The organism is Pseudacidovorax intermedius, assembly GCF_003350475.1.
GTDB classification, from domain to species: Bacteria; Pseudomonadota; Gammaproteobacteria; order Burkholderiales; family Burkholderiaceae_C; genus Xenophilus; species Xenophilus intermedius.
The window spans coordinates 1-23,731 of record NZ_QQAV01000017.1 but is presented as its reverse complement, the minus strand read 5'-3'; the positions used below and the strand labels follow the sequence as shown (position 1 = coordinate 23,731).

General features: G+C 68.3%; 26 protein-coding genes and 1 pseudogene. 16 read left to right on the top strand and 11 right to left on the bottom strand.

Annotated features, from left to right (window positions below; translation table 11 throughout):
* Nucleotides 1-45 precede the first annotated feature (45 nt).
* From DFR41_RS25955 to DFR41_RS25945, 3 genes are all read right to left on the bottom strand, one after another.
* Nucleotides 46-810, bottom strand: coding sequence for an SDR family NAD(P)-dependent oxidoreductase (locus DFR41_RS25955; RefSeq protein WP_017760571.1), 765 nt, complete (start codon nt 808-810; stop codon nt 46-48).
* 147 nt (nt 811-957) lie between these two features.
* Nucleotides 958-2,859, bottom strand: a complete 1,902-nt coding sequence (locus DFR41_RS25950) for a feruloyl-CoA synthase (RefSeq protein WP_244917883.1) — start codon at nt 2,857-2,859, stop codon at nt 958-960.
* A 25-nt stretch (nt 2,860-2,884) separates the two neighbouring features.
* On the bottom strand, nt 2,885-3,658 hold the full coding sequence (locus DFR41_RS25945) for a crotonase/enoyl-CoA hydratase family protein (RefSeq protein ID WP_114804870.1): 774 nt from the start codon (nt 3,656-3,658) through the stop codon (nt 2,885-2,887).
* Between the two features lie 103 nt (nt 3,659-3,761).
* Here DFR41_RS25945 and DFR41_RS25940 point away from each other — a divergent pair, with 103 nt between their 5' ends.
* Nucleotides 3,762-4,625 carry an amidohydrolase family protein gene (locus DFR41_RS25940; protein WP_114804869.1) on the top strand — a complete coding sequence of 288 codons (864 nt, stop codon included), beginning with the start codon at nt 3,762-3,764 and terminating at the stop codon, nt 4,623-4,625.
* A gap of 12 nt (nt 4,626-4,637) precedes the next feature.
* Here the strand turns inward: DFR41_RS25940 and kefC are convergent, their stop codons facing one another.
* Together kefC and kefF are read right to left on the bottom strand one after the other, a co-directional pair.
* Nucleotides 4,638-6,503, bottom strand: coding sequence for a glutathione-regulated potassium-efflux system protein KefC (gene kefC / locus DFR41_RS25935; RefSeq protein WP_043115335.1), 1,866 nt, complete (start codon nt 6,501-6,503; stop codon nt 4,638-4,640).
* Nucleotides 6,504-6,505: 2 nt separating this feature from the next.
* Complete coding sequence (kefF, locus tag DFR41_RS25930) at nt 6,506-7,168, bottom strand: glutathione-regulated potassium-efflux system oxidoreductase KefF (RefSeq protein WP_043115337.1); 663 nt, start codon at nt 7,166-7,168, stop codon at nt 6,506-6,508.
* 86 nt (nt 7,169-7,254) lie between these two features.
* On the opposite strand from kefF, the gene DFR41_RS25925 reads away from it, so the two are divergent.
* Together DFR41_RS25925 and DFR41_RS25920 are read left to right on the top strand one after the other, a co-directional pair.
* On the top strand, nt 7,255-7,878 hold the full coding sequence (locus DFR41_RS25925; RefSeq protein WP_114804868.1) for a ParA family protein: 624 nt from the start codon (nt 7,255-7,257) through the stop codon (nt 7,876-7,878).
* A gap of 92 nt (nt 7,879-7,970) precedes the next feature.
* The gene (locus DFR41_RS25920) at nt 7,971-8,432 is read left to right on the top strand and encodes a MaoC family dehydratase (RefSeq protein WP_017760949.1); all 462 of its coding nucleotides are present in this window, start codon (nt 7,971-7,973) and stop codon (nt 8,430-8,432) included.
* A 22-nt stretch (nt 8,433-8,454) separates the two neighbouring features.
* On the opposite strand, the gene DFR41_RS25915 is transcribed toward DFR41_RS25920, so the two are convergent.
* The 3 genes from DFR41_RS25915 to DFR41_RS25905 all read right to left on the bottom strand — a co-directional run bounded on the left by DFR41_RS25915 (nt 8,455) and on the right by DFR41_RS25905 (nt 10,173).
* A complete protein-coding gene (locus tag DFR41_RS25915) occupies nt 8,455-8,736 on the bottom strand; it encodes a DUF4148 domain-containing protein (RefSeq protein ID WP_017760950.1) in 282 nt (93 codons plus the stop codon).
* A 141-nt stretch (nt 8,737-8,877) separates the two neighbouring features.
* Nucleotides 8,878-9,348, bottom strand: a complete 471-nt coding sequence (locus tag DFR41_RS25910) for a tRNA (cytidine(34)-2'-O)-methyltransferase (RefSeq protein ID WP_114804867.1) — start codon at nt 9,346-9,348, stop codon at nt 8,878-8,880.
* 81 nt (nt 9,349-9,429) lie between these two features.
* On the bottom strand, nt 9,430-10,173 hold the full coding sequence (locus DFR41_RS25905) for a ComF family protein (protein ID WP_114804866.1): 744 nt from the start codon (nt 10,171-10,173) through the stop codon (nt 9,430-9,432).
* 80 nt (nt 10,174-10,253) lie between these two features.
* On the opposite strand from DFR41_RS25905, the gene DFR41_RS25900 reads away from it, so the two are divergent.
* The 8 genes from DFR41_RS25900 to DFR41_RS25870 all read left to right on the top strand — a co-directional run bounded on the left by DFR41_RS25900 (nt 10,254) and on the right by DFR41_RS25870 (nt 16,634).
* Nucleotides 10,254-11,168, top strand: coding sequence for a class I SAM-dependent methyltransferase (locus DFR41_RS25900; RefSeq protein ID WP_043112315.1), 915 nt, complete (start codon nt 10,254-10,256; stop codon nt 11,166-11,168).
* Between the two features lie 149 nt (nt 11,169-11,317).
* A complete protein-coding gene (locus DFR41_RS25895; RefSeq protein WP_043112312.1) occupies nt 11,318-11,794 on the top strand; it encodes a DUF2244 domain-containing protein in 477 nt (158 codons plus the stop codon).
* 66 nt (nt 11,795-11,860) lie between these two features.
* A complete protein-coding gene (gene coxB, locus DFR41_RS25890; protein WP_043112314.1) occupies nt 11,861-13,030 on the top strand; it encodes a cytochrome c oxidase subunit II in 1,170 nt (389 codons plus the stop codon).
* Nucleotides 13,031-13,078: 48 nt separating this feature from the next.
* Complete coding sequence (gene ctaD, locus DFR41_RS25885) at nt 13,079-14,713, top strand: cytochrome c oxidase subunit I (protein WP_017761739.1); 1,635 nt, start codon at nt 13,079-13,081, stop codon at nt 14,711-14,713.
* Between the two features lie 25 nt (nt 14,714-14,738).
* Nucleotides 14,739-14,849 carry a cytochrome oxidase small assembly protein gene (locus DFR41_RS27905; protein WP_017761738.1) on the top strand — a complete coding sequence of 37 codons (111 nt, stop codon included), beginning with the start codon at nt 14,739-14,741 and terminating at the stop codon, nt 14,847-14,849.
* Nucleotides 14,850-14,858: 9 nt separating this feature from the next.
* The gene (locus tag DFR41_RS25880; RefSeq protein ID WP_017761737.1) at nt 14,859-15,482 is read left to right on the top strand and encodes a cytochrome c oxidase assembly protein; all 624 of its coding nucleotides are present in this window, start codon (nt 14,859-14,861) and stop codon (nt 15,480-15,482) included.
* Nucleotides 15,479-15,697, top strand: coding sequence for a DUF2970 domain-containing protein (locus tag DFR41_RS25875; RefSeq protein ID WP_017761736.1), 219 nt, complete (start codon nt 15,479-15,481; stop codon nt 15,695-15,697). Before DFR41_RS25880 ends, DFR41_RS25875 begins: the two co-directional genes overlap by 4 nt.
* Nucleotides 15,698-15,752: 55 nt before the next feature.
* Nucleotides 15,753-16,634, top strand: a complete 882-nt coding sequence (locus tag DFR41_RS25870; protein WP_017761735.1) for a cytochrome c oxidase subunit 3 — start codon at nt 15,753-15,755, stop codon at nt 16,632-16,634.
* Nucleotides 16,635-16,727: 93 nt separating this feature from the next.
* Here DFR41_RS25870 and DFR41_RS25865 read toward each other — a convergent pair whose 3' ends face one another.
* On the bottom strand, nt 16,728-16,949 hold the full coding sequence (locus tag DFR41_RS25865) for a twin transmembrane helix small protein (RefSeq protein WP_017761734.1): 222 nt from the start codon (nt 16,947-16,949) through the stop codon (nt 16,728-16,730).
* Nucleotides 16,950-16,999: 50 nt separating this feature from the next.
* Here DFR41_RS25865 and DFR41_RS25860 point away from each other — a divergent pair, with 50 nt between their 5' ends.
* The 5 genes from DFR41_RS25860 to DFR41_RS25840 are packed head-to-tail and all read left to right on the top strand — an operon-like array spanning nt 17,000 to nt 21,221.
* Complete coding sequence (locus DFR41_RS25860) at nt 17,000-17,806, top strand: SURF1 family protein (protein WP_114804865.1); 807 nt, start codon at nt 17,000-17,002, stop codon at nt 17,804-17,806.
* A complete protein-coding gene (locus DFR41_RS25855; RefSeq protein WP_052383509.1) occupies nt 17,760-18,479 on the top strand; it encodes a hypothetical protein in 720 nt (239 codons plus the stop codon). Before DFR41_RS25860 ends, DFR41_RS25855 begins: the two co-directional genes overlap by 47 nt.
* A 5-nt stretch (nt 18,480-18,484) precedes the next feature.
* Nucleotides 18,485-19,678, top strand: coding sequence for a COX15/CtaA family protein (locus DFR41_RS25850; RefSeq protein WP_425326731.1), 1,194 nt, complete (start codon nt 18,485-18,487; stop codon nt 19,676-19,678).
* Nucleotides 19,679-19,701: 23 nt separating this feature from the next.
* The gene (cyoE, locus tag DFR41_RS25845) at nt 19,702-20,580 is read left to right on the top strand and encodes a heme o synthase (protein ID WP_043112320.1); all 879 of its coding nucleotides are present in this window, start codon (nt 19,702-19,704) and stop codon (nt 20,578-20,580) included.
* Nucleotides 20,577-21,221 carry an SCO family protein gene (locus DFR41_RS25840; RefSeq protein ID WP_081682002.1) on the top strand — a complete coding sequence of 215 codons (645 nt, stop codon included), beginning with the start codon at nt 20,577-20,579 and terminating at the stop codon, nt 21,219-21,221. Before cyoE ends, DFR41_RS25840 begins: the two co-directional genes overlap by 4 nt.
* A gap of 108 nt (nt 21,222-21,329) precedes the next feature.
* Here DFR41_RS25840 and rpoH read toward each other — a convergent pair whose 3' ends face one another.
* Together rpoH and DFR41_RS27815 are read right to left on the bottom strand one after the other, a co-directional pair.
* Nucleotides 21,330-22,265: an RNA polymerase sigma factor RpoH gene (gene rpoH / locus DFR41_RS25835; RefSeq protein ID WP_017761728.1), complete on the bottom strand. Its 936-nt coding sequence runs from the start codon at nt 22,263-22,265 to the stop codon at nt 21,330-21,332.
* A gap of 269 nt (nt 22,266-22,534) precedes the next feature.
* A pseudogene (locus tag DFR41_RS27815) lies at nt 22,535-23,731 on the bottom strand (hypothetical protein); the annotation flags it as partial.

The following is a 23,731-nucleotide window of genomic DNA, read 5'->3' as shown; positions in this document are numbered from 1 at the left end:
AAGGTCTCGCACAAGGAAGGAGCGGCCCCTCGGCCGCTCCGGGGGTCAGCGCGGCGCCATGCGCAGCGCGCCGTCCAGCCGGATCACCTCGCCATTGAGGTGGCCGTTGGTCACGATGTGGCAGGCCAGCTCGGCGAATTCCGAGGGCTTGCCCAGACGGGGGGGGAAGGGAATGGCGGCGGCCAGCGATTGCTGCACCGGCTCGGGCAGCTCCAGCAGCAGCGGCGTGGCGAAGATGCCGGGCGCCACGGTGCACACGCGGATGCCGTGCTGCGCCAGATCGCGCGCCATCGGCAGCGTCATGCCGACCAGGCCGCCCTTGGAGGCGCTGTAGGCCTGCTGGCCCACCTGGCCGTCGAAGGCGGCCACGGAGGCGGTGAACATCATCACGCCGCGTTCGCCGCCGTCCAGTGCTTCGAGCCTGGCGCAGCGGGCCGCGAAGAGGCGGCTCACGTTGTAGGTGCCGATCAGGTTGACCTGGATGACGCGGGCGAAGTCTTCCAGCGGCGCGGCGCTGCCGTCCTTGCCGACGATGCGCTTCGCGCTGCCGATGCCGGCCACGTTCATCAGGATGCGGGCGGGGCCGTGTGCGTCGGCCGCAGCGCTCAAGGCGGCCTCGACGCTCGCCGTGTCGGTGATGTCGCAGGCGTAGGCCGTGCCGCCGATGTCGGCTGCGACCTTCTTCGCCTGGTCGAGGTTGCGGTCGAGCACCGCCACCTTGGCACCCAGACGGGCGAGTTCGCGGGCGGTGGCTTCGCCCAGGCCGGAGGCGCCACCGGTGACCAGCGCGCTTTGTCCTTCGATCTTCATGGATTCATCTCCTTGTCGGGTCTTCTTGCTCCTTCCCCCTCTGGGGGAAGGTGGGGATGGGGGCCGGGGGCGCTGGCTGCGTTGCAGCCGAACCACCGCCGCAGGCCCCCACCCCTGCCCTCCCCCAGTGGGGGAGGGAGCCAATGGCTACTGCCACTGGGGCTTGATGGTGAACGGCAGCGTGTCGGTGTGCAGGGCCTGCACCGCGGCGTCGCGGTGCTTGAGCACGGCGCGCTGGTTGATCGAGCCCTTGTCGGTGATCTCGCCCTTGTCGATGGAGGGCGGCTCGGCCACCAGCGCGGCTCGGGCGATGCGGTTGGCACTGCCCGTGGCGTCGCCGGCCAGGCGGTCGATCACCTTCTGGAAGTGCAGTTGAACCTCCGGATGCTCCAACACCGACTTCAGCGGCGCGTCGCCCGGCAGCGAGGGCGCCAGCTCGCGCACCGCCTGGGTCGGGAAGATCAGCGCGCCCACTTCCTTCAGGTTGATGCCGGTGAGCACCACGTCCTGCACATAGGGCGCGCCGAAGGCGATCACCTTGGCCCGCAGCGGACCGACGCTCACGAAGGTGCCGGTGGCCAGCTTGAAGTCCTCGGCGATGCGGCCGTCGAAGCGCAGGCCCAGGTGGATGTTGTCGGGGTCGATCCAGGCGACGGCGTCGCCCGTCTTGAAGAAGCCTTCCTCGTCGAAGGCCTCGTGCGTGGCCTCGGGCATGCGCCAGTAGCCGGGCGTGACGTTGGGGCCGCGGTAGCGGATCTCGACCTTGCCGTCGGTGGGCACCAGCTTGATCTCCATCCCCGCGCAGGGCAGGCCCAGGTCGCCGGTGCGCACTTCGGGGCGCGTGATGTACAGGCCGAAGGGGCCGGACTCGGTCATGCCCAGGCCGGTGCCCATCACCAGGCGCTCGCCGATCTCGGCCTCCTGCAGGCGGTGCAGCTGGTCCCACACGGCCTGCGGCAGGGCCGCGCCGGCGTAGAAGAACATGCGGCAGCGCGACAGCAGCTTCTTGCGCAGCACCGGGTCTTCCTCCATCGCGTTGGCGATGTACTCGAAGCCGGTGGGCACGTTGAAGTAGACGGTGGGCGCGATCTCGCGCAGGTTGCGCAGCGTCTCGGCGATGCCGGCAGGCGTGGGCTTGCCGTCGTCGATGTAGAGCGTGCCGCCGTTGTCCAGCACGATGCCGACGTTGTGGTTGCCGCCGAAGGTGTGGTTCCAGGGCAGCCAGTCGACCAGCACCGGCGGCTCTTCACCCAGCGCGGGGATGGAGGCGCGCAGCTGCTGCTGGTTGGCGCACCACATGCGGTGGGTATTGATGACCGCCTTGGGGTTCTTGGTGGAGCCCGAGGTGAACAGGAACTTGGTGATGGTGCCGGGGTGCGTGCCGTGCATGGCCGCCTCGACGGCGGAGGTAGGCTCGGTGGCCAGCAGCTGCGACAGCGGCGTGACCGAGCGGCCTTCCAGTGCGCCGCCGCCCAGCACCACCTCGGTGTCGGCCGGCACCACGGCGGCGATGGCCGCGGCATAGCGCGTGTCGCTGGCAAACACCAGGCCGGGCGTGAGCGTGCCGATCACATGGCGCAGCTTGTCGTAGTCCTTGCTGACCAGCGAATAGGGCGGCGACACCGGGCAGTGCGGAATGCCGACATAGAGCGCGCCCAGCGCCAGCAGCAGGTGCTCGATGCTGTTCTCGCTGAGGATGGCGACCGGCCGGTCCTCGCTCAGGCCGCGGTCGAGCAGGGCCTGGCCGATGGCGCGGGCCTTCGCCAGCGCCTCGCGGTAGCTGATGCGGATCCAGTCGCCGGTGCTGCCGTCGGCATTGCGGGCGCGGCGGGCCACGAAGGTGCGGTCGGGCGCCATGGCGGCCCAGTACACCAGCCGGTCCGACATGCGGTGGGCATGGTGGCCCAGCGGCTTGTCGGCCTGCAGGTACTGCACGCCGCCTTCGGCCTCGCGCAGCACGGCGCGGGTGATGCCGAATTCGAGCGCGCGGTAGCGGGCAGCGGGCGCTGCAGTTTGGGCGGCTGCGGGCATGTCGAGTGTCTCCAGCATGTTCTTGTCCTCCGGTGCCCGGGCCTCAGCCCTTGCTGACCTTGGCGGCCTTGCCTTCGAGGAAGGCGCGCACGCGGGCCTTGGCCTCGGGCGCGTCCTGCACGATGCCGGACATCAGGGCCTCGGTGAAGAAACCGTGGTCGGCGTTCTGTTCGGCGATGCGGGGCAGGGCGTGCATCAGCGCGTAGTTGGTCAGCGGCGCGTTGGTGGCGATGCGGCGGGCCAGCTCGATGGCCTTGTCCAGCGCGGCACCCTCGGGCACCAAGTACTGCGCGAAGCCGGCGCGCTCGCCGTCCTCGGCGTTGTAGACGCGGCCGGTCATCATCATGTCGGTCATGCGCGCCACCCCGATCAGGCGCGGGATGCGCACCGAGCCGCCGCCGCCCACGAAGATGCCGCGCGTGCCCTCGGGCAGCGCATAGAAGGTGCTGGCATCGGCCACGCGGATGTGGCAGGCGCTGGCCAGTTCCAGGCCGCCACCCACCACGGCGCCGTGCAGGGCGGCGACGACGGGCACGGGCCCGTGCTGCACCAGCTCCAGCGCGGCATGCCACATGCGGGAATGGCGCAGGCCGCCGCCGGCATCGCGCTCGCTGATTTCGGACAGGTCGAGGCCGGCGCAGAAGTGCGGACCTTCTCCGTCGATCACGGCCGCACGCACGGTGTCGGGCAGGCTCTCGAAGGTGTTGCGCAGCGCCAGGATGAGGCCGTCGTTGAGCGCGTTGCGCTTGGCAGGGCGCGTGAGGCGGACGATGGCGATGTCGCCCTGGATGTCGAGGCTGAGGTCCTGATGAGTCATGATTGCGTTCGGAAGTTGGATCGATTATGGTTATCAAAAATAATCAATTCAACGGCCCGGAACGGCCAACTCATCAGTACTTACCCGAACGGAGACGCGCCTCATGGACATCGCGAACCTCAGCGCCATCGACATCCACACCCACGCCGAGATCAGCTGCTGGAACCCCTTCGACAACTACGGCGAGGAATACGACCGCGCGGCGGACAAGTACTTCCGCTCCAGCCGCCGACCCACCATCCAGGAGAGCATCGACTACTACCGCGAGCGCAAGATCGGGCTGGTGATGTTCGGCGTGGACAGCGAGTCCAACCTGGGCCGCCGCCGCATCCCGAACGAGGAGATCGCCGAGGCGGCGCAGAAGAACAGCGACATCATGATCGCCTTCGGCAGCGTCGATCCGCACAAGGGAAAGATGGGGGCACGCGAGGTGCGCCGGCTGATCGAGGAGCACGGCGTCAAGGGCTTCAAGTTCCATCCGACGGTCCAGGGCTTCCACCCCTACGACCGCATGGCCTGGCCGCTGTACGAGGTGATCGCCGAGCACAAGCTGCCGGCCATCTTTCACACCGGTCACAGTGGCATCGGCTCGGGCATGCGCTGCGGCGGCGGACTGCGGCTGGAGTACAGCAACCCGATGCACCTGGACGACGTCGCCATCGACTTCCCGGACATGCAGATCATCATGGCCCACCCCAGCTTTCCTTGGCAGGACGAGGCGCTGTCGGTGGCCACGCACAAGCCCAATGTCTGGATCGACCTGTCGGGCTGGAGTCCCAAGTACTTCCCGAAGCAGCTGGTGCAGTACGCCAACACGCTGCTGAAGGACCGCATCCTCTTCGGCAGCGACTACCCGCTGATCACGCCCGACCGGTGGATGAAGGACTTCCAGGAGGCCGGCTTCAAGCCCGAGGTGATGCCGGGCGTCCTGAAGGACAACGCGGTCCGGCTGCTCGGGCTGAAGTGACCGGCAGGCGCGTCACGGCCGGTCGGCGCTGCCGGTCTGCTGCGTCGCGCCGCCTTGGGCCTCGTGCCGCACCCCCCATGAGTCGCGCGCCCGTCGGCGCTCCTCGCGCTCGCGGGCCATCTGTTCCTCGAACTGCTGGCGGCCTTCCTTGGCCACGGCAATGAGCTTCTTGCGGTCCTTGTAGTGCGGATAGCTGTCTTCCGCGATGCGCATGTTGCGCAGGCGGAATTGCATCGCCGCCTCACGGGCTTCGTGCGCGGGCCAGCCCAGCGTCTCCAGCACCGAGCGCGCACTGCGCAGGGACGATTCGAACAGCTCGCGCTCGGCCAGGGTGATGCCGCGGTCGCGCAACTGGTAGTAGTGGCCCAGGTTGCGGGCGCGGGCGATGATCTCGGCCTGCGGAAAGTGCTCCCGCACCAGATCGACGATGGCCAGGCAGGTGGCCACCTCGTCCACCGCCACCACGATGGCGCGGGCCTGGCCGGCGCCCGCGATGCGCAGCAGGTCGAGCCGCGTCGCATCGCCATAGAACACGCGGAAACCGAACTCCCGCAGGCCTTGCACCGTGTCGGGGTCGTGGTCCAGCACCGTCACCGGCATACCCTGCGACAGCAGCACGCGTCCGACGATCTGGCCGTAGCGGCCGAAGCCGCAGATCAGCACCTGCGCTTCCTGCGGCTCGGAGATCTCCTCCACCTGCGCCCGGATCTGCGGGTCGGGAATGAGGCGGTCGAACAGCACCAGCAGCAGCGGCGACAGCAGCATCGACAACGCCACCGCGCCGATCAGCAGCGACGAGGTTTCGGGCGCCAGCACCTGCGCGCCCACGGCCGCCTGGAAGACGACGAAGGCGAACTCGCCACCCTGCGCCAGCAGCAGCGTGAACACCGGCCGCTCGCGCGCCGGCAGCCCCATGGCGCGTGCCAGCCCCAGGATCACGCCGAACTTGAGCGCCATGAAGCCCACCACCAGCGCCGCCATCAGCAGCGGCTGGGCCAGCAACACGCGGAAGTCGATGCTCATGCCCACGGCGATGAAGAACAGGCCCAGCAGCAGGCCCTTGAAGGGCTCGATGTCGGTTTCCAGCTCTCGGCGGTATTCGCTTTCGGCCAGCAGCACGCCGGCCAGGAAGGCGCCCAGCGCCATCGACAGGCCCACGAACTGCATCAGCGCCGCGATGGCCACCACCAGCAGCAGCGAGGCGGCGGTGAAGATCTCGGGCGTGTTGCTGCGGGCGATCCAGCGCAGGATCGGCCGCAGCGCCAGCCGGCCGCCCAGCACGATGCCGCCCACCACGCCCAGGATCTTGGCGGCTTCGAGCGCGCGGGCCGTGGCGTCCAGCGGCGCGTCGGCCGGTCCGCTGGCCAGCACCGGCAGCAAGGCCAGGATGGGAATGGCGGCCACGTCCTGGAACAGCAGGATCGAGAAACCCGCCTGGCCGCTGGCCGTCTTGAGCAGCTTGCGCTCGCCGAAGACCTGCAGCGCGATGGCCGTGGACGAGAGCGCCAGCCCCAGCGCCGCCACCAGCGACACCCGCCAGGGCGCGCCGGCCGCGCAGCCGACGGCGAAGAGCACCACGGCGCAGCCCAGCACCTGGGCGCTGCCCCAGCCGAAGATGGGCCGGCGCAGCAGCCAGAGACGTCGCGGCTCCAGCTCCAGGCCGACCAGGAAGAGCATCAGGACCACGCCGAACTCGGCGAAGTGCAGCACTTCCTCGACGCTGGACACCAGCCCGAGGCCGGCCGGGCCGATGGCAATGCCGGCCACCAGGTAGCCGATGATGGCGCCCAGGCCGAGCGCGCGCGAAAGCGGCACCACCAGCACGGCGGCGCCCAGGTAGATCAGGCTGTTGGTCAACCAGGCGGGAGCGTGTTCCATGGTCAGCGCGCCCCCTGGGCCTGGGGCCGGTCGCCCGCGGGGACCATGCATTCGGGGCAGTCCTCCAGCTCCGCCAGTTCGGGCCAGTCCGGATAGCTGCCGAGGCGCTGGGCGAAGACCTCCACATGCGCCGCGAGTTCGGACTCGGGCGCGCGTCGCGCATCGTGTAGCAGCAGCGGCGGCAGGAAGCGCATGCCGCACAGCGCGGCGGTCTGTTCGTAGGGCGGCAGGAAAGCGTCGAAGAAATAGCGGTTGTAGCCCGCGGGGTGGTAGCTGTCCTGGGCGCCGCCGGTGCTGGCGACCAGCCACAGCGACTTGCCCCGCAGCGCATGGCCGCCGGGCCCGTACGCCCAGCCGTAGCCCAGGACCTCGTCCATCCACAGTTTCTGCAGCGACGGCATGCTGTACCACTGGATCGGGTGCATCAGCACCAGCAGCTCCGCGGCGGCGAGCCGCTGCTGTTCGGCCGCGACATCGATGGCGTAGTCGGGATAGCTCGCGTAGAGGTCGTTGACGCGCACGCCCGGAAGGCGCAGGGCGGCGTCGCGCAGGCGCCGGTTGGCACGGGATTCCCGCCAGTGCGGATGGGCGGCCAGCACGTAGATCGTGTCCGCGTCGGGCTCGCTGGAGGGGGCGCCGGATGTTGGGGTTGGAATGGTCGGCATGGCGGCGACCATAGCGCAAACTCGCGTCGCCCCGCGGACATCGGCTGCGACCTACCATGCGGTCTGGTTCAACCCCAGGAGGCTGCATGCCGGTGGTTCTCGTCGCCAATCCGAAGGGTGGGTCGGGCAAGTCGACGCTTGCGACCCACATCGCCGGCTATTTCGCCAGCCGGGGCCATCCGGTCATGTTGGGCGACGTGGACCGGCAGCAGTCGTCGCGGCTCTGGCTGTCGCTGCGGCCGGCGCAGGCCGCCGGCATCCGCGGCTGGGAAGCGCAGGGGCAGGGCAGCATCGTGCGCCCGCCCGCGGGGACGACCCACGCCGTGCTGGACACGCCGGCTGGACTGCATGGCTGGCGCTTCAAGGAAGTGCTGGCGCTGGCGGACAAGGTGGTGGTGCCCGTCCAGCCCAGCCTGTTCGACATCTTCGCGACCCGCGATTTCCTCGACCGGCTGGCAGAGCGCCTGCCGGGCAAGAAGGCGCCGCGCATCGGCCTGGTGGGCATGCGGGTAGGGGCGCGCACGCTGGCCGCCGAACGGCTGCGCGAATTCGCCATGCAGATGAAGATGCCACTGGTCACGGAACTGCGCGAAACGCAGAACTATGTGCAGTTCGCCGCCCACGGTCTGACCCTGTTCGACCTTTCGCCCACGCGCTACGAGCGCGACCTGGCGCAGTGGCAGCCGCTGATCCAGTGGCTCGACGACTGACGGCCTGGCGCCAGCCGCTTGCGGGAAAGCACCGACCGCTCCTGTCCCGGCGCAGACAGCAGGGCTGGCGGGCCCGGGGCATCATCCGCCGCATGACCAAGCGCATCTTCCAGACCCTTGCCGACCTGAGCGCCTGCGTCGGCCAGGACATCGCCACCAGTGACTGGACCACCGTGACGCAGGCCCAGGTCAACCAGTTCGCCGAGGCGACGGGCGACCACCAGTGGATCCACGTGGATGTGGAGCGCGCCAAGGCCGGGCCTTTCGGCGCGCCCATCGCTCACGGCTTTCTCACGCTGTCGCTGTTGCCGACCTTCTTCGACACCGCGGTCGAAGTGGTCGAAGCCCGCATGGGGGTCAACTATGGCCTGAATCGCGTGCGCTTCATGTCCCCGGTGCCGGTCGGCAGCCGGTTGCGGGCCCATATCAAGCTGCTGTCGAGCGAAGCCATCGAAGGCGGCGGCTACCAGATGGTCTGGCAGAGCACCATCGAACTCGAAGGCGCCGCGAAGCCCGCCTGCGTGGCCGAGTCGGTGGTGCGGCGCTACCCCTGAGATCAGGGCGCGCCGCGGCGGCTCACAGCGTGCCGACTTCGGCGCAGTTGGCGCAGCCCTCGCGCGCCGTGGCCCGCGCACCGGCCTGGACCACGGCCCGATCCGTGTTGCCGCGCACCTGGAGCACGCCGGTGCTGCCGTTGTTGGGCGTCGGCGCATGGCGGGCCTCTGCCTGCACCTGTGCCCGCGACAGCGTGGACTGGAAGGGGGCCGGCGGGTTGGGCGACATCTCGCCATCCACAGCATGGGCAGCGCCCGCGGTGAACAGGGTGGCGAGGGCAACGGCGGTGAGCTTGCGGATCATGGGAGGCTTCCTTGGTAAGAGGTGGAGGGATGGCGCCTGGCCGCCGTGAGGCTGCACAGGGGCCTGATCCAGATACGCCCGCGCCCTCTGCCTGGATTCACGCGTAGCCAACGGATACACGTTCCCTGGCGCCGCCCCGACTCAACCTTCCGTGGCGAACCCGTTCTGCCGCCAGGCCTCGAACACCGTCACGGCCACCGCGTTCGACAGGTTGAGGCTGCGCTGGCCCGGCCGCATCGGCAGCTTCAACTGCTGCGGCGGGGCGAAGCGCTCCCGCAGTTCGGGCGCCAGTCCGCGGGTCTCGGCCCCGAACACCAGCCAGTCGCCGGGCTGGAAGGCGACGTCGTGCACCAGGCGCGTGCCGCGCGTCGTGAGGGCAAACATGCGCCCGGGCGCCGGCGCGTGCCGGTCGACCAGCGCCTGCCAACTGGCATGGCGTTCGACGCGGGCGAACTCGTGGTAGTCGAGGCCGGCCCGCCGCAGCAGGCGGTCCTCCATCGAGAAGCCGAGCGGCTCCACCAGATGAAGCTCGCAGCCGGTGTTGGCGGCGAGACGGATCACGTTGCCGGTATTGGGCGGGATCTCGGGCTCGACGAGAACGATGCGGAACATGGGACGGTCGACCAGGCAGGGAGGGGCGGCGAGCTTAACCGCCGTTGCGCTTCCCCGTGGGCCGCAGCGACGTGGCGCGCGTCACGCGTCGCCGGGAGCGGGCGTGCGCGCGAGCACCAGGGCCGTCACCTGCGCCGCGCCGGCCTGTTGAAGCACCCGGGCGGCGGCATTCAGCGAGGCGCCGGTGGTCATCACGTCGTCGACCAGAAGCACGGCGCGACCCCGCAGGCCATGGGCGCGCGCGGGCTCCACCGCGAAGGCCCCCCGCAGGTTGCGCAGCCGGTCGGCCCGGCTCAGGCCCGACTGCGGCGGTGTGTGGACCGGCCGCAGCAGCACCTGGGCATCGCAGCGGCCTGGCGCCAGCCGGCGTGCCAGTTCCAGGGATTGGTTGAAGCCGCGCTCGCGCAGCCGTTCCTGCGACAGCGGCATCGGCAGCACGAGGTCGGCGGCGTCGATCAGGTCCGCCGCCCGTGGGTGGCGGCGCAGCACGGCCGCCAGCGGCGCCGCCCAGCCGGCTTCGCCCGCGAACTTGAAGCGCGAGACGCAGGCGCTCCAGGGCCAGTCGTAGTCGCAGGCGGCGACGCATTCGTCCAGGGGCGGCGGATCGCGCAGGCAGGCACCGCAGACGGGCTGGCCCGGCGGCACCGCCAGTGCGCAGTGCCGGCATCGCGGGACGGGGACGGCGAACTGGTCCAGACAGGCGCGGCAGAGCACCTCGTCCGGCCAGGCCCGGCAGAGCGCGCATTGGCTGGGAAGCAGGCCGAGCAGGGCGCTGAACAGTCGGGCAGCCGGGAGGCGAAGCCGGGTCGGCGCAGAGGTCGGCATCGGCTCAATATACTGGCGCGCCCCTCGCCGACCCCGCCCGCCGCCGTGACGATTCGCACGCGGCGCGCCTCTTGATCGCCATGTCCTCCTCTTCCGCATCCCGGCCGCCCACGATCGACCCGGTGGCCGCCCGCCGCTGGGCGCGGCAGGCGCCCGGCGACGCGGCGCCCTGGCTCCACGAGGAAGTGGGACGGCGGATGGAGGAGCGCCTGCAGTGGATCAAGGCCACACCGCGGCGCTGGGTCGACTGGTCTCCGCTTCGCGGCGGCCTGGAGGTGCATGGGCGGGTGGCGCAGCGCTATCCCCAGGCGGCTGCCTATGTGCAGGAGCCGGAGCCGGCCCTGCACGCCCCCACGACGGTCGCCTTTGCCGCACCCTGGTGGAGCGCGAAGCGCTGGCGGGGCGGCCGGCCGCAACTCTTCGGCGCCTTGCCTGAAGGGGGTGTCGATCTGCTGTGGGCCAACATGGGGCTGCACATGGCGCCGGACCCGGAGGTTCTGATCGCCGAATGGCACCGCCGCGTGGCGACCGACGGTTTCCTGATGTTCTCCGGCCTCGGCCCCGACACGCTGATGGAGTTGCGTTCCGCCTATCGGGCTCGCGGCTGGCCGGAGCCAGCCCATGCCTTCACCGACATGCACGACTGGGGCGACATGCTGGTGCACGCCGGTTTTGCCGAGCCGGTCATGGACATGGAGCGCATCGTGCTGACCTGGGGTACGCCCGAGGCGGCGCTGGCCGAATTGCGCACGCTGGGCCGCAACCTGCATCGGGACCGCTTCCCGGCCCTGCGCGGGCGGCGCTGGCGTGCGCAGATGCTCGACCTGCTGGCCGGCCTGGCGTCCGACGAGCACGGCGGGCGCATCGCCCTGACCTTCGAGATCATCTACGGCCATGCCTTCAAGCCGGTTTCGCGGGTGGCGGTCGCCCCGGAAAGCGCCATCGGGCTGAATGACATGCGTCAAATGTTGCGGCGTGGCCGCGACGGCGCTTAGTCGCTTCGGCGACGCTCGCGAAGGGGCTGCGGGGCAGGGCTTGCCCCGACTGCCGAAACAGGGTGCCACGCTACAATTCTTGAGTGCTTGCGGCCCTGGGACTGGCCCTCGGCTGCAGCGGCACTCCCTCGAAAGAGCCCCTCCCGCCCGTGCCGAATCCCGTGTTTCGCTTCGCCACTGTTTCGGGCCAGAGCATCCACTGGTTCCTGCGGCGCAATTGCTCGATCACGCCCAGCCAACTCGGGTGGGCCTATGCGTCGTTATGCGTGGTGTCTCTGGGGATCGCCGGTGTCTTCTGGCTGCAGGGTGCCAAGCTCGTGCTGCCATTCGCATGGCTGGAGCTTGCGGCGGTGGGCCTGGCTTTCATGTTCTATGCCCGGCATGCGACGGACGGCGAGCGCATCGCGCTGCAGGACGGTCGGCTCGTGATCGAGCACGAGCATGGCGGCAGTGTCGAGCGGGCTGAATTTCTTCGGCACCAGGTGCGCGTGGAGCCCCAGGCGAGCGACCGCTCGCTGATCGAGGTGTCCGCGCAGGGGCGTTCTGTCTGCGTGGGACGCTATGTGCGTCCCGAGCTTCGGGCCGCATTGGCACGGGAGATCCGCAGCGCGTTGCGCGAAGCCTAGCTTCGCGCGGCGCTGGTGGATGGTGGAGACGGTGGATTGTTTGAAGGTCTGAAAAAAGTGAACACGATGAAGAGCATTTGGACCGTGCCGGCAAGATGGATGCTGGCGGCTGGCGTGGCGTTCAGTGGCGCTGCGCATGCAGTCGAAGATCTGCCGGGCGGCCCGATGGTGCGCCAGCTCAACCTGCCGGTGGGGGCGACGCGCATCTCGGAGGAGCAGCACTTCCTGCACAACGTGTTGTTGCTGCTGTGCTTCGTGATCTTCGTCGGCGTCTTCTCGGTGATGTTCTATTCCATCTGGAAGCACCGGAAGTCCGTGGGCCACAAGGCGGCCAACTTCCATGAGTCCGTGGTGGTCGAGGTGGTCTGGACCATCGTCCCCTTCATCATCGTGATCCTGATGGCCCTGCCTGCCACCAAGATCCTGGTGGCGCAGAAGGACACCACCAACGCCGACCTCACCATCAAGGTGACCGGCTACCAGTGGAAGTGGGGCTACGACTACCTCAAGGGCGAAGGGGAAGGCCTGTCCTTCATCTCCACGCTCGACAGCTCGCACCGTGCACTGTCCGACGCCGGCGCCAAGGGCGATGTGCCCAACGACTACCTGCTCAAGGTCGACAACCCGCTGGTGGTGCCCGAGAAGCAGAAGATCCGCATCATCACCACGGCCAACGACGTGATCCACGCCTTCGCCGTGCCGCAGTTCGGCATCAAGCAGGACGCGATTCCCGGCTTCGTGCGCGACACCTGGTTCCGCGCCGAGCGAACTGGCGATTTCTATGGTCAATGCCAGGAATTGTGTGGAAAGGAGCATGCGTACATGCCGATCCACGTCAAGGTTCTGTCCGCTGCCGACTACACCGCCTGGGTCGACACCAAGAAGAAGGAAGCCGCCGCCAAACAGGACGACCCCAACAAGGTCTGGACGCTGCCCGACATCCTGGCCCGCGGCGAACGCGTGTATGCGGCCAACTGCGCGGCCTGCCACCAGGCCAACGGCAAGGGCGCCGGCCCGATCAAGCCGCTGGACGGCGCAGCCGTGGTGCTCGACGCCGACCACACCAAGCAGATCCATGTGCTGCTGAACGGCCAGAACAACGGCGCCATGCCGTCGTGGAAGCAACTGTCCGACACCGACATCGCGGCCGTCATCTCCTATACCAAGAACAGCTGGTCCAACAAGACGGGCCAACTCGTGCAGCCGGCCGAGGTGCTGGCACAGCGCGGCAAGTGATGCTGGCGCCAATGCAGTCCCTCCGAGAGTCAGCCAAGGAATAACGACATGAGCGCAGTCCTCGACCCGCACGGCCACGCCGCCCACGGTGGCGATGTGCACGACGAACACCACGACCACCCGCACGGCTGGCGCCGCTGGATGTTCGCGACCAACCACAAGGACATCGGCACCCTGTACCTGCTGTTCTCCTTCACCATGCTGATGATCGGCGGCATCCTGGCCCTGCTGATCCGCGCCGAGCTGTTCCAGCCCGGCCTGCAATTGGTGAACCCTGAGCTGTTCAACCAGTTCACCACCATGCACGGCATCATCATGGTGTTCGGCGCCATCATGCCGGCCTTCGTGGGCTTCGCGAACTGGATGATCCCGCTGCAGATCGGTGCCAGCGACATGGCCTTCGCGCGGATGAACAACTTCAGCTTCTGGCTGATGATTCCCGCGGCGCTCATGCTCGTGGGCTCCTTCTTCCTGCCGGGCGGCGCACCGGCAGCGGGCTGGACGCTCTATGCACCGCTCACGCTGCAGATGGGGCCCTCCATGGATGCCGGCATCTTCGCGATGCACATCCTGGGTGCCTCGTCGATCATGGGTTCGATCAACATCATCGTGACCATCCTCAACATGCGTGCCCCGGGCATGACGCTGATGAAGATGCCGATGTTCTGCTGGACCTGGCTGATCACCGCCTACCTGCTGATCGCCGTGATGCCCGTGCTGGCCGGCGCCATCACCATGACGCTGACCGACCGTCACTTCGGCACGCACTTCTTCAACCCTGCCGGCGGCGGCGATCCGGTGATGTACCAGCACATCTTCTGGTTCTTCGGTCACCCCGAGGTGTACATCATGATCCTGCCGGCCTTCGGCATCATCAGCCAGATCGTGCCGGCCTTCGCGCGCAAGAAGCTCTTCGGTTATGCCTCCATGGTGTATGCCACCAGCTCCATCGCCATCCTGTCCTTCATCGTGTGGGCGCACCACATGTTCACCACCGGCATGCCGGTGACGGGCCAGCTCTTCTTCATGTACGCGACGATGCTGATCGCGGTGCCGACGGCGGTGAAGATCTTCAACTGGATCGCGACCATGTGGCAGGGCTCGATGACCTTCGAGACGCCGATGCTGTTCGCCGTGGGCTTCATCTTCGTGTTCACCATGGGCGGTTTCACGGGCCTGATCCTGGCCGTGGCGCCCATCGACATCCAGCTGCAGGACACCTATTACGTGGTGGCCCACTTCCACTACGTGCTGGTGGCCGGCTCGCTCTATGCGATGTTCGCCGGCGTGTACTACTGGCTGCCCAAGTGGACGGGCGTGATGTACGACGAGGCCCGGGGCAAGCTGCACTTCTGGTGGTCGCTGATCTCGTTCAACGTCACCTTCTTCCCGATGCACTTCCTGGGCTTGGCGGGCATGCCGCGTCGCTACGCCGACTATCCGATGCAGTTCGCCGACTTCAACGCCGTCGCGTCGGTCGGTGCCTTTGCCTTCGGCCTGGCGCAGGTGTACTTCTTCCTCTTCGTCGTGCTGCCGGCCATGCGAGGCAAGGGCGAGCCCGCGCCCCAGAAGCCCTGGGAAGGCGCCGAAGGCCTGGAGTGGGAAGTGCCGTCGCCTGCCCCTTTCCATACCTTCGAGAACCCGCCCCGCCTGGACGCCACCGCGACCAAGGTGATCGGCTGAGCCTGAGCACGTGCCTGCATCTGCCATGACGCCCGATCAGAAGAAGAACAACCGCCGCATGGGCCTGACGTTGGCGTCCATTGCCGTGCTGTTCTTCATCGGCTTCATCATCCGCATGGTCTGGCTCGGCCACTGAGGATCTTCCATGGCCCTGCACTTTGCCCGGCGCCTGCGCCGCGAGAACCTCCAGATGGTGGGCAAGCTCGCGATCGTGGTGGCCGGCATGTTCGCCTTCGGCTATGCGCTGGTGCCGCTGTACCGTGCCATCTGCGAGGTCACGGGCATCAATGTGCTGGCCCGGTCCGAACTCGACGTGCCGGGTGGCGCCAAGGGTGGCGCAGCGGCAAGGTTGCCCGGCAACACGCAGGTGGACCTGTCGCGCACCATCACGGTGGAGTTCGACGCCAATGCGCACGGGCTGTGGGACTTCGCGCCCGCCCAGCGCTCGATGCAGGTTCATCCTGGCGAATTGCATACGGTGATGTACGAATTCCAGAACGTCCAGAACCGCCGCATGGCTGCCCAGGCCGTGCCCAGCTACGCGCCGCAGCAGGCCGCGCCGTACTTCAACAAGCTGGAATGCTTCTGCTTCAACCAGTACACGCTGGACGCCGGTGAGAAGAAGCAGTGGCCCGTGGCCTTCGTGATCGATCCGCGAATCGCCAAGGACGTGAAGACGATCACCCTGTCGTACACCTTCTTCGAGGTAGGCGGCCGTACGCCGCCCGCGCCCACTGCGGCGGCCGGCAACGGGGAGCCGCGCTCGTGACCGCGCCGGAAGATGGCCGCCCGGTGCCCAAGCCGTCGCTGTGGCGCACCATCAAGGCGGTGGCCTGGGGCTTCTTCGGCGTGCGCAAGCACAGCGAGTACCAGGAAGACATTTCGCGCCTGTCACCGCTGCACATCGTGGCCGTGGGCTTCGTCGCGGTGCTGGTGCTCATCGCCGTGCTGCTTGCGCTGGTGAAGTTCGCCGTTTCGACCTGAGCCGACAGCCGTTCCCCTGCAACCCACAAGACAAAGATCAAGCCTGAGGAGCAACATGAGTTCGACCACCCACGGCACCGCGCCTTACTACTTCGTGCCGGGCCCATCGCGTCATCCGCTGATGGCCGCCATCGGCCTCTTCTTCGTCATCCTCGGGGCCGGGCAGTGGATCAACGACCATGCCTGGGGCGCCTATTCGCTCGCCTTCGGCCTGATCTGGTGGTGGGTGGTGCTCTTCCAGTGGTTCCGCGAAGCGGTGGGCGAAAGCGAGGCCGGCAAGTACAGCGCCAAGATCGACCTCTCCTACCGCTGGAGCATGAGCTGGTTCATCTTCTCGGAGGTGATGTTCTTCGGCGCCTTCTTCACCGCCCTGTGGTGGACGCGCACCCACTCGCTGCCGGCCCTGGGCAGCCTGGACAACGCGCTGCTCTGGCCGGACTTCCGGGCCGTGTGGCCCAGCGTGCAGGCCGGCGCCACCGGCTCGCCCGCCGGCATCGTCGAGCCCTTCCAGACCGTGGGACCGTTCTGGCTGCCCACCATCAACACGGCGCTGCTGCTGTCGTCGGGCGTGACCCTGACCATCGCCCACCATGCGCTGCGCGCCGGCCACCGTGCCCAGACCATCCGCTTCATGTGGATCACGGTGCTGCTGGGCGTGATCTTCCTGGGCGTTCAGGGCTACGAGTACTACCACCTCTACACCGAACTCAACCTCAAGCTGAGTTCGGGTGCCTACGGCTCCACCTTCTTCATGCTCACCGGCTTCCACGGCCTGCATGTGTTCGTCGGCATGCTGATGCTGCTGTTCATCACGCTGCGCTTGATGAAGGGCCACTTCACGCCGGAGCGCCACTTCGGCTTCGAGGGCGCGGCGTGGTACTGGCATTTCGTGGACGTGGTCTGGCTCGGCTTGTACGTGCTCGTCTATTGGCTTTGACCGACAAGGCTGCCGAAGGGGCCTCGCTATGATCGAGGTCCAGAAAGCACAAAAGCGCCGCAAGGCGCTTTTTTGTTGTCGTCCGCTGAGGACTCAGCGTCCGGCCGGCAAGCCCGTCGGCTGGATGTAGCCGAGCTTCCAGGCGAGCAGCAGGCACAGGAACAAAACCACCGACAACCCGATCCGAACGGTCAGCGCGCGAGCCATGCCACCCGGCCTGGACTTGCCGTCGCGTCCGCCGGTGAGCATGTGGTACAGCGCCCATGCCAGGCTGCCCAGGATGCCCACGAAGCCCAGGGCCACGAGATATTTCATGAGTTCGATTATGTGCGGCCCCGGCCGCGTTCATTGCCATGCGTGACCGGATGCGGGTTTCCTCTTCCTCCTCGCGCGCGCACCCTGCCGTGCGTTTCTGGATCATCACCCTGGCGGCACTCCTGGTTGCCGCAACAGCGGTCGCCCTGGGCCGCTGGCAGCTCTCCCGTGCCGCGCAGAAGGAGGCACTGCAGGCCAGCATCGAGACGCAGCAGGCGTATCCCGCCTTGGCGATGGAGGACTTCCTCGCGGTTGAGCAGCCCACCACCGAGCTCCATCGCAAGGTGCGCTTGCGCGGGCTCTGGCTTCCGACGCAGACGGTCTTCCTCGACAACCGCCAGATGCACGGGCAGCCCGGCTTCTACGTGCTCACGCCCCTCGCGCTGGAGGGCACCACGCAGACGTTGATGGTCCAGCGCGGCTGGGTCCCGCGCAATTTTTCGGACCGCACGCAACTGCCGCCGATCGACACACCCGCCGGCCTGGTGGACATCGAGGCCCGCATCGAACTGCCCCCCGCCAAGCTGCTGCAGCTGGGCGCCGATCCGCCCGCCCAGCCCGCGTCGGCCGCCCAGCCCGGAACCGAAAAGCCTGCGGACGTGGTGCATGCCCGCATCCGGCAGAATCTGGACCTGGAGACTTTCCGCAACGAGACCGGGCTGCCACTGCGCACCGACTTTTCGCTGCAGCAGGTCGGCCCCGCCTCCGAAGGCCTGCTGCGCGAGTGGCCGGCGCCGGCGCTGGGCATCGAAAAGCACTACGGCTACGCCTTCCAGTGGTTCGGGCTCGCCGCCCTGGTGGTCATCCTCTATGTCTGGTTCCAACTCATCGCGCCCCGCCGTCGCCGCTCTCGCTGACGAGCCCCTGGGCCTCACCGTCCACTCCATGCCCTCGCCGGGCGAGGCGTTGGGCATGGGCGCCGACGCCGGCCGGCAGCGCAAGCGGGGCCGTTGGCAGATGACGTTGGTGCTGCTGTGCTGTGCGGCACCGGTGATCGCCTCCTACTTCACCTATTACGTGATTCGCCCGCAGAGCCGCAGCGTGTTCGGCGAGCTGATCGATCCGCAGCGGCCCCTGCCGGCGGTCGACGTCCGCACGGCCGATGGCACTGCTCAGCCGCTCGCCCAGCTCAAGGGCCAGTGGCTGCTGGTAGCGGTGGCCGGCGGCGCGTGCAATGAGCTGTGCGAGCAGCAGCTGTACCTGCAGCGGCAACTGCGCGAGACGCTTGGCCGCGAGAAGGACCGCGTGGATCGGGTCTGGCTGGTGTCCGACGATGCGCCCATTCCCCAGCGGCTGAAGGCGGCGCTCGACGGTGCGACGGTGCTGCGCGTGCCCGCAGACACGTTGGGGGGGTGGCTCGCGCCGGCCTCGGGCGCATCGCTGGGCGAGCACCTGTACGTGGTGGATCCGATGGGCAACTGGATGATGCGCTTCCCCGCGCGCATGGACCTCAAAGGTGCTTCCAAAGCCAAGCGCGACCTGGACCGCCTGCTGCGTGCGTCGAGTTCGTGGGACCAGCCGGGGCGGTGATCGACGTGCAGACGCAGGCCCTCTACGATTTCGAGCCCGTCGCGCTGCTGTTGCTGGGCGGCGCGCTGCTGGCGCTCGGGCCGGTGCTGTGGGTGTGGCGGCGCAATGCCGGTGCGGGCGCCGCACGCCGCCTGCATGCGCTCACGGTGCTGACGCTCTTCCTCACTTTCGACCTCACGCTGTTCGGTGCCTTCACGCGGTTGACCGACTCCGGCCTGGGCTGCCCCGACTGGCCGGGCTGCTACGGCAATGCCAGCCCTCTGGGAGCGCGCCACGAGATCGCCATGGCCCAGTCGGCCCAGCCGACCGGCCCTGTCACGCATGCCAAGGCCTGGATCGAGATGGTCCACCGCTACCTGGCCACGGGCGTCGGTGCGCTGATCGTCACGCTGGCACTGGCGACCTGGTGGGCGCGGCGGCAGCAACGGCTTCGGCCGGGCGGTGAGCCGCAGGTTCTCAGTCCCCTGTGGCCGGCGGCCACGCTGGTGTGGGTGTGCCTGCAGGGCGCGTTCGGTGCTTTCACCGTCACGTGGAAGCTGTTCCCGGCCATCGTCACGCTTCACCTGATGGGCGCCATCGTGCTGCTGATGCTGCTGTGCATCCAGGCCGTGCGCTACCAGCAGGTGGCCGCGGCCCGGCGGCCGGCCGTCGTCTCATCGTCGATGCGCGGATGGCTGTGGCTGGGCATGGGCCTGCTGGTCGTGCAGATCGCATTCGGCGGCTGGGTCAGCACCAACTATGCGGTGCTCGCCTGCACCGAATTCCCGAAGTGCCAGGGCAGTTGGTGGCCCGCCATGAATTTCGCCCAGGGCTTCCAGCCCTGGCGCCACCTCGGCATGGATAGCGCCGGGGCGCCCATCGAATTCGCCTCGCTCACGGCCATCCACTACACACACCGACTGATGGCCTACGCGGTCTTTGCCGTTCTCATCGTGCTCTTCCTCAAGCTCCGTCATGTTCCCGCATTGCGCACCCAGGCCCGCTGGCTCGGGGGCCTTGCTCTGCTGCAACTGGCCACCGGTCTCGGCAACGTGCTGCTGGGCTGGCCGCTGGCTGCGGCCGTGCTCCACACCGGCGGTGCCGCCGCGCTGGCCACGGTGATGACCTGGGCGCTGTGCGAGAGCCGTGTGCAACTGGGCGGCCTGCCGCAGGCACCGACGCGGCGTCCGGCCTTCGGTCCGCAGGAGGCTCGACCGTGAGCGCGCCGGCCCATCCCGCCCAGATGCCGGCCACCAGCGTGTGGCGGCAGTTCTACGCGCTCACCAAGCCGCGCGTGGTGCAGCTGATCGTGTTCTGCGCCCTCATCGGCATGGTGCTGGCCGTGCCCGAGGTGCCGACGCTGGCTGAACTGCTGCGCATGGCCGAGGCCTGTCTTGGCATCTGGCTGGTCGCCGGTGCGGCCGCGGCCTTCAACTGCCTGGTCGAGAAGGGCATCGACGCCCGCATGAAGCGCACGGCCTGGCGGCCGACGGCCCGGGGTGAACTCTCCGATCGGCAGGCGCTTCTGTTCTCTGCAGCGCTCTGTGCGCTCGGCTCGGCCATCCTCTGGTTCGCGGTCAACCCGCTGACGATGTGGCTCACCTTTGCCACCTTCGTGGGCTATGCCGTGGTCTACACCGTGGTGCTCAAGCCGCTCACGCCGCAGAACATCGTGATCGGCGGTGCCTCCGGCGCAATGCCGCCGGTGCTGGGCTGGGCCGCCATGACGGGCAGCGTCGACCCGGAGGCGCTGATCCTGTTCCTCATCATCTTCCTGTGGACGCCGCCGCACTTCTGGGCGCTGGCGCTCTACCGGGTGGAGGATTACCGCCGCGCCGGCCTGCCGATGCTGCCGGTGACGCACGGCAACGAATACACGCGGCTGCAGATCCTGCTCTACACGCTGATTCTGTTCGCGGCCTGCCTGATGCCCTTCATCTATCGCATGAGCGGCTGGCTCTACCTGCTGGCCGCCATTGCTGTGAGCGTTGGCTTCTGCGGCTATGCCTATGCGCTGTGGCGCCGCTATTCCGACCAACTGGCGCGCAAGACCTTCCGCTTCTCGCTCATCCACCTGAGCGTGCTGTTCGCGGCACTGCTGGTGGACCACTACGTCCTATGACCGACCGACTGCCTCCGCCTTCCCCGACGCTCGCGCCTACGTTGCCGGGCCGGCGCCGCGCGCTGCAACTGCTGGGCGCCGGCTGCGCTGCCGTGGCGCTGGGTGCCTGCACCGATCCCAAGCCCAGCTTCCAGGCCGTGGACATCACTGGTGCCGACTATGCCAAGGACTTCCGCCTGACCGACATGAACGGCCGCGAGCGCACCATGGCGGACTTCAAGGGCAAGGCGGTGGTGCTCTTCTTCGGCTACGCGCAGTGTCCCGACGTGTGCCCCACCACCATGAGCGAGATGCTCCAGGTGCGCGAGAAGCTGGGTGCCGATGGCCAGCGCGTGCAGGTGCTCTTCGTCACTGTCGATCCGGAGCGCGACACCGCCGAGGTGATGAAGGCCTACATGACCGCCTTCGACCCCAGCTTCCTGGCGCTGATTCCCACGACCGAGCAACTGCCTGCGCTCGCCAAAGACTTCAAGGTCTACTACAAGAAGGTGGAGGGCAAGACGCCCACCAGCTATTCGATGGACCATTCGGCCGCGAGCTTTGTCTACGACCCGCAAGGCCGCCTGCGTCTGTACGCCCGCTACGGCCTGGGCACCGACGCGATGGCCTCGGACCTCAAGACGCTGCTGGCGTCGAGCTGAGCCAGACCGTTGACGGGTGCGCCATCCGCGCGCAAGGTGGGCTGGAGGGCGAACGCCCAATGAAAAACCCGGACTCGGCCGGGTTTCATTGGTAGCGCGCTGCGAAGCTCAGGCGTATTCGGCGAGCGCCTTTTTCATCTTCTTCATCGCCGCCGACTCGATCTGGCGGATGCGCTCGGCCGACACGCCGTAATCGGCCGCCAGCTCATGCAGCGTCATGCCGCCGGAGCCGTCGTCGTTCACCTTGAGCCAGCGCTCTTCCACGATGCGACGGCTGCGCGGGTCCAGCGTCTCCAGCGCGGTCGCAATGCCGTCGGTGGACAGACGATCGCGCTGACGCGACTCGAGCTGCGCCGTCGGCTCTTGCGTTGCGTCGGCCAAATAGGCGATGGGGCCGAAGGCTTCGTCGTCACCGTCCGAAGGCGTCGGGTCCAGCATCACGTCGCCGCCGGACAGGCGCGTCTCCATCTCCACGACTTCCTCGCGCTTGACGTTCAGGTGCTCGGCCACGAGGCCGATCTCCTCGCTGTTCAGCGTCTCGCGGTGCGTGTCGGCATCGACCGCCTCGGCCTTGAAACCCTGCTTGAGCGACCGCAAGTTGAAGAACAGCTTGCGCTGGGCCTTGGTGGTGGCCACCTTCACCATGCGCCAGTTCTTGAGGATGTACTCGTGAATCTCGGCCTTGATCCAGTGGATCGCGTAGCTCACCAGCCGTACGCCCTGGTCGGGATCGAAGCGGCGGACGGCCTTCATCAGGCCGATGTTGCCTTCCTGGATCAGGTCGCCGTGCGGCAGGCCATAACCCAGGTATTGGCGGGAAATCGAGATCACCAGGCGCAGGTGCGACAGGATCAGCGCACCGGCGGCCTGCAGGTCGCCTTCGTCGCGCAGACGGCGCGCGAAGTTGCGCTCTTCTTCCTGGGAGAGCAGGGGCAGGCGATTGGCCGCCGAGATGTAGGCGTCCAGGTTGCCCAGCGGGGGCACCATCGCCCACGGGTTGGCAACGGCCAGCGACTGCGAAGACACAGCAGACAGGTTGGACATCAGGGTTACTCCTTGCTTGAGGATATTAGCACTCGGGAGGTTGGAGTGCTAACGCCCGAGTGAGTTCCCATCATTCCCGCATAGTCGATAGTTTTTATTGGTAGGACGGGGGCGCCGCCGAGGCGCCGGCGTGTCCTGCGCTGGGGTTGAACCCACCTTGGTGGAGTCCATGAACTCCGCTTCGCCCAAGGAGAGCACCGACTGGCTGGGTTGGAGCCTGGCCGGTGGCGCTGCGTTCCCGCCGGGGCGGAACGCAACGCCCTTCCGGCTCAGCCCAGCAGGTTGTGGAGCAGGCCCGACACGGCGCCGACGGGGCTGTTCGCCGCACCCGTGGCCGTACCGCTGGACACGGGCTCCGTGGTGCCCGCGACGGTGCCGACCAGGCTGCCCAGCAGCCCGCCGACCGCGCCGTCACCCGAAAGCAGGCCCCCTGCAGGGCCGGCGAGCCCGCCACCCAGCAGCCCGCTTTCTCCGGCGACGGTATCGAGCACGCCAGTCAGCGCGCCGTTGTCGCCGAGAACGCTGTCCAGCAGGTCATTGGCGCCGGTGGCCCCGTTCAGCGCACCATCGACCAAACCGTTCCCACCCAGGACGCTGTCCAGCAGATCCCCGCCCGTGACGTTGCCCAGCACGCCGTCGGCGCCTGCAACGGTATCCAGCAGGCCACCGACGATGCCGTCGTCGCCGAGCAGGCCGCCGATGGCGCCGCCGCCCGTCAGGTTGCCGCTGGCGATACCACCCAGCAGGCCATCGTCGCCCAGCACATTCCCCAGCAGATCGCCCCCCAGGAGCTCGCCGCCGGTCACGCCGCCCAGCAGGCCGCCATCGCCGGCCACGGTGTCGAGCAGGCCACCCACGATGCCGGTGTCGCCAGCGATGCCGCCGAGCAGATCATCGCCGGTGAGCCCGCCCAGCAGGCCATCTTGGCCCAGCGCGCCGCCGAGCAGGTCACCCCCCAGCAGGTCACCGCCGGTCAGGCCACCCAGCAGACCGTCCTGGCCCAGCACACCGCCGAGCAGGTCACCACCCAGCAGATCACCACCGGTCAGCCCACCCAGCAGGCCGTCGCTGCCGAGCACGCCGCCCAACAGATCGCCGCCGAGCGCACCGTCGGTGATGTTCGCCACGCCATCGGTCACGTAGTCCACCTGCTGCGTCACGCCAGAGAGCACGTCGTGCACGACGTTCGAGCCCAGCAGCCCTTCGGTCAGCGGCGAGACCAGGCCGTCCACCGCGCCGGTGGCCGCGCCCACGACGTCATCCACGGGGTCCAGCACGTTCGGATCGTTGGCCGTGAAGCTGTCGCCCAGCAGCGGCGACAGCGCACCGCTGACCGTGCTGCCGACGTTGTCCACCAGGCCGGTGACCGGCGCCAGCGTGTCCGACAGGCCCAGTTCGCCCACCAGCGGCAGACCGTCCAGGCTGGCCACGGTGTCGGAGACCACGCCCACCGCCGGGTCCAGCAG

Bases quoted from the DNA above. Each gene is read 5' to 3' on its own strand.
- coxB (WP_043112314.1), top strand. From the start codon at position 11,861: ATGAAGAGCATTTGGACCGTGCCGGCAAGATGGATGCTGGCGGCTGGC.
- DFR41_RS25880 (WP_017761737.1), top strand. From the start codon at position 14,859: ATGGCCCTGCACTTTGCCCGGCGCCTGCGCCGCGAGAACCTCCAGATG.
- DFR41_RS27905 (WP_017761738.1), top strand. From the start codon at position 14,739: ATGACGCCCGATCAGAAGAAGAACAACCGCCGCATGGGCCTGACGTTG.
- kefF (WP_043115337.1), bottom strand. From the start codon at position 7,168: ATGCCGACCATTCCAACCCCAACATCCGGCGCCCCCTCCAGCGAGCCC.
- DFR41_RS25920 (WP_017760949.1), top strand. From the start codon at position 7,971: ATGACCAAGCGCATCTTCCAGACCCTTGCCGACCTGAGCGCCTGCGTC.
- DFR41_RS25950 (WP_244917883.1), bottom strand. From the start codon at position 2,859: ATGCTGGAGACACTCGACATGCCCGCAGCCGCCCAAACTGCAGCGCCC.
- rpoH (WP_017761728.1), bottom strand. From the start codon at position 22,265: ATGTCCAACCTGTCTGCTGTGTCTTCGCAGTCGCTGGCCGTTGCCAAC.
- DFR41_RS25915 (WP_017760950.1), bottom strand. From the start codon at position 8,736: ATGATCCGCAAGCTCACCGCCGTTGCCCTCGCCACCCTGTTCACCGCG.
- DFR41_RS25855 (WP_052383509.1), top strand. From the start codon at position 17,760: ATGTCTGGTTCCAACTCATCGCGCCCCGCCGTCGCCGCTCTCGCTGAC.
- DFR41_RS25860 (WP_114804865.1), top strand. From the start codon at position 17,000: ATGCGGGTTTCCTCTTCCTCCTCGCGCGCGCACCCTGCCGTGCGTTTC.
- DFR41_RS25905 (WP_114804866.1), bottom strand. From the start codon at position 10,173: ATGCCGACCTCTGCGCCGACCCGGCTTCGCCTCCCGGCTGCCCGACTG.
- ctaD (WP_017761739.1), top strand. From the start codon at position 13,079: ATGAGCGCAGTCCTCGACCCGCACGGCCACGCCGCCCACGGTGGCGAT.
- DFR41_RS25945 (WP_114804870.1), bottom strand. From the start codon at position 3,658: ATGACTCATCAGGACCTCAGCCTCGACATCCAGGGCGACATCGCCATC.
- DFR41_RS25910 (WP_114804867.1), bottom strand. From the start codon at position 9,348: ATGTTCCGCATCGTTCTCGTCGAGCCCGAGATCCCGCCCAATACCGGC.
- DFR41_RS25955 (WP_017760571.1), bottom strand. From the start codon at position 810: ATGAAGATCGAAGGACAAAGCGCGCTGGTCACCGGTGGCGCCTCCGGC.
- DFR41_RS25940 (WP_114804869.1), top strand. From the start codon at position 3,762: ATGGACATCGCGAACCTCAGCGCCATCGACATCCACACCCACGCCGAG.
- DFR41_RS25925 (WP_114804868.1), top strand. From the start codon at position 7,255: ATGCCGGTGGTTCTCGTCGCCAATCCGAAGGGTGGGTCGGGCAAGTCG.
- cyoE (WP_043112320.1), top strand. From the start codon at position 19,702: ATGCCGGCCACCAGCGTGTGGCGGCAGTTCTACGCGCTCACCAAGCCG.
- DFR41_RS25900 (WP_043112315.1), top strand. From the start codon at position 10,254: ATGTCCTCCTCTTCCGCATCCCGGCCGCCCACGATCGACCCGGTGGCC.
- DFR41_RS25865 (WP_017761734.1), bottom strand. From the start codon at position 16,949: ATGAAATATCTCGTGGCCCTGGGCTTCGTGGGCATCCTGGGCAGCCTG.
- kefC (WP_043115335.1), bottom strand. From the start codon at position 6,503: ATGGAACACGCTCCCGCCTGGTTGACCAACAGCCTGATCTACCTGGGC.
- DFR41_RS25840 (WP_081682002.1), top strand. From the start codon at position 20,577: ATGACCGACCGACTGCCTCCGCCTTCCCCGACGCTCGCGCCTACGTTG.
- DFR41_RS25870 (WP_017761735.1), top strand. From the start codon at position 15,753: ATGAGTTCGACCACCCACGGCACCGCGCCTTACTACTTCGTGCCGGGC.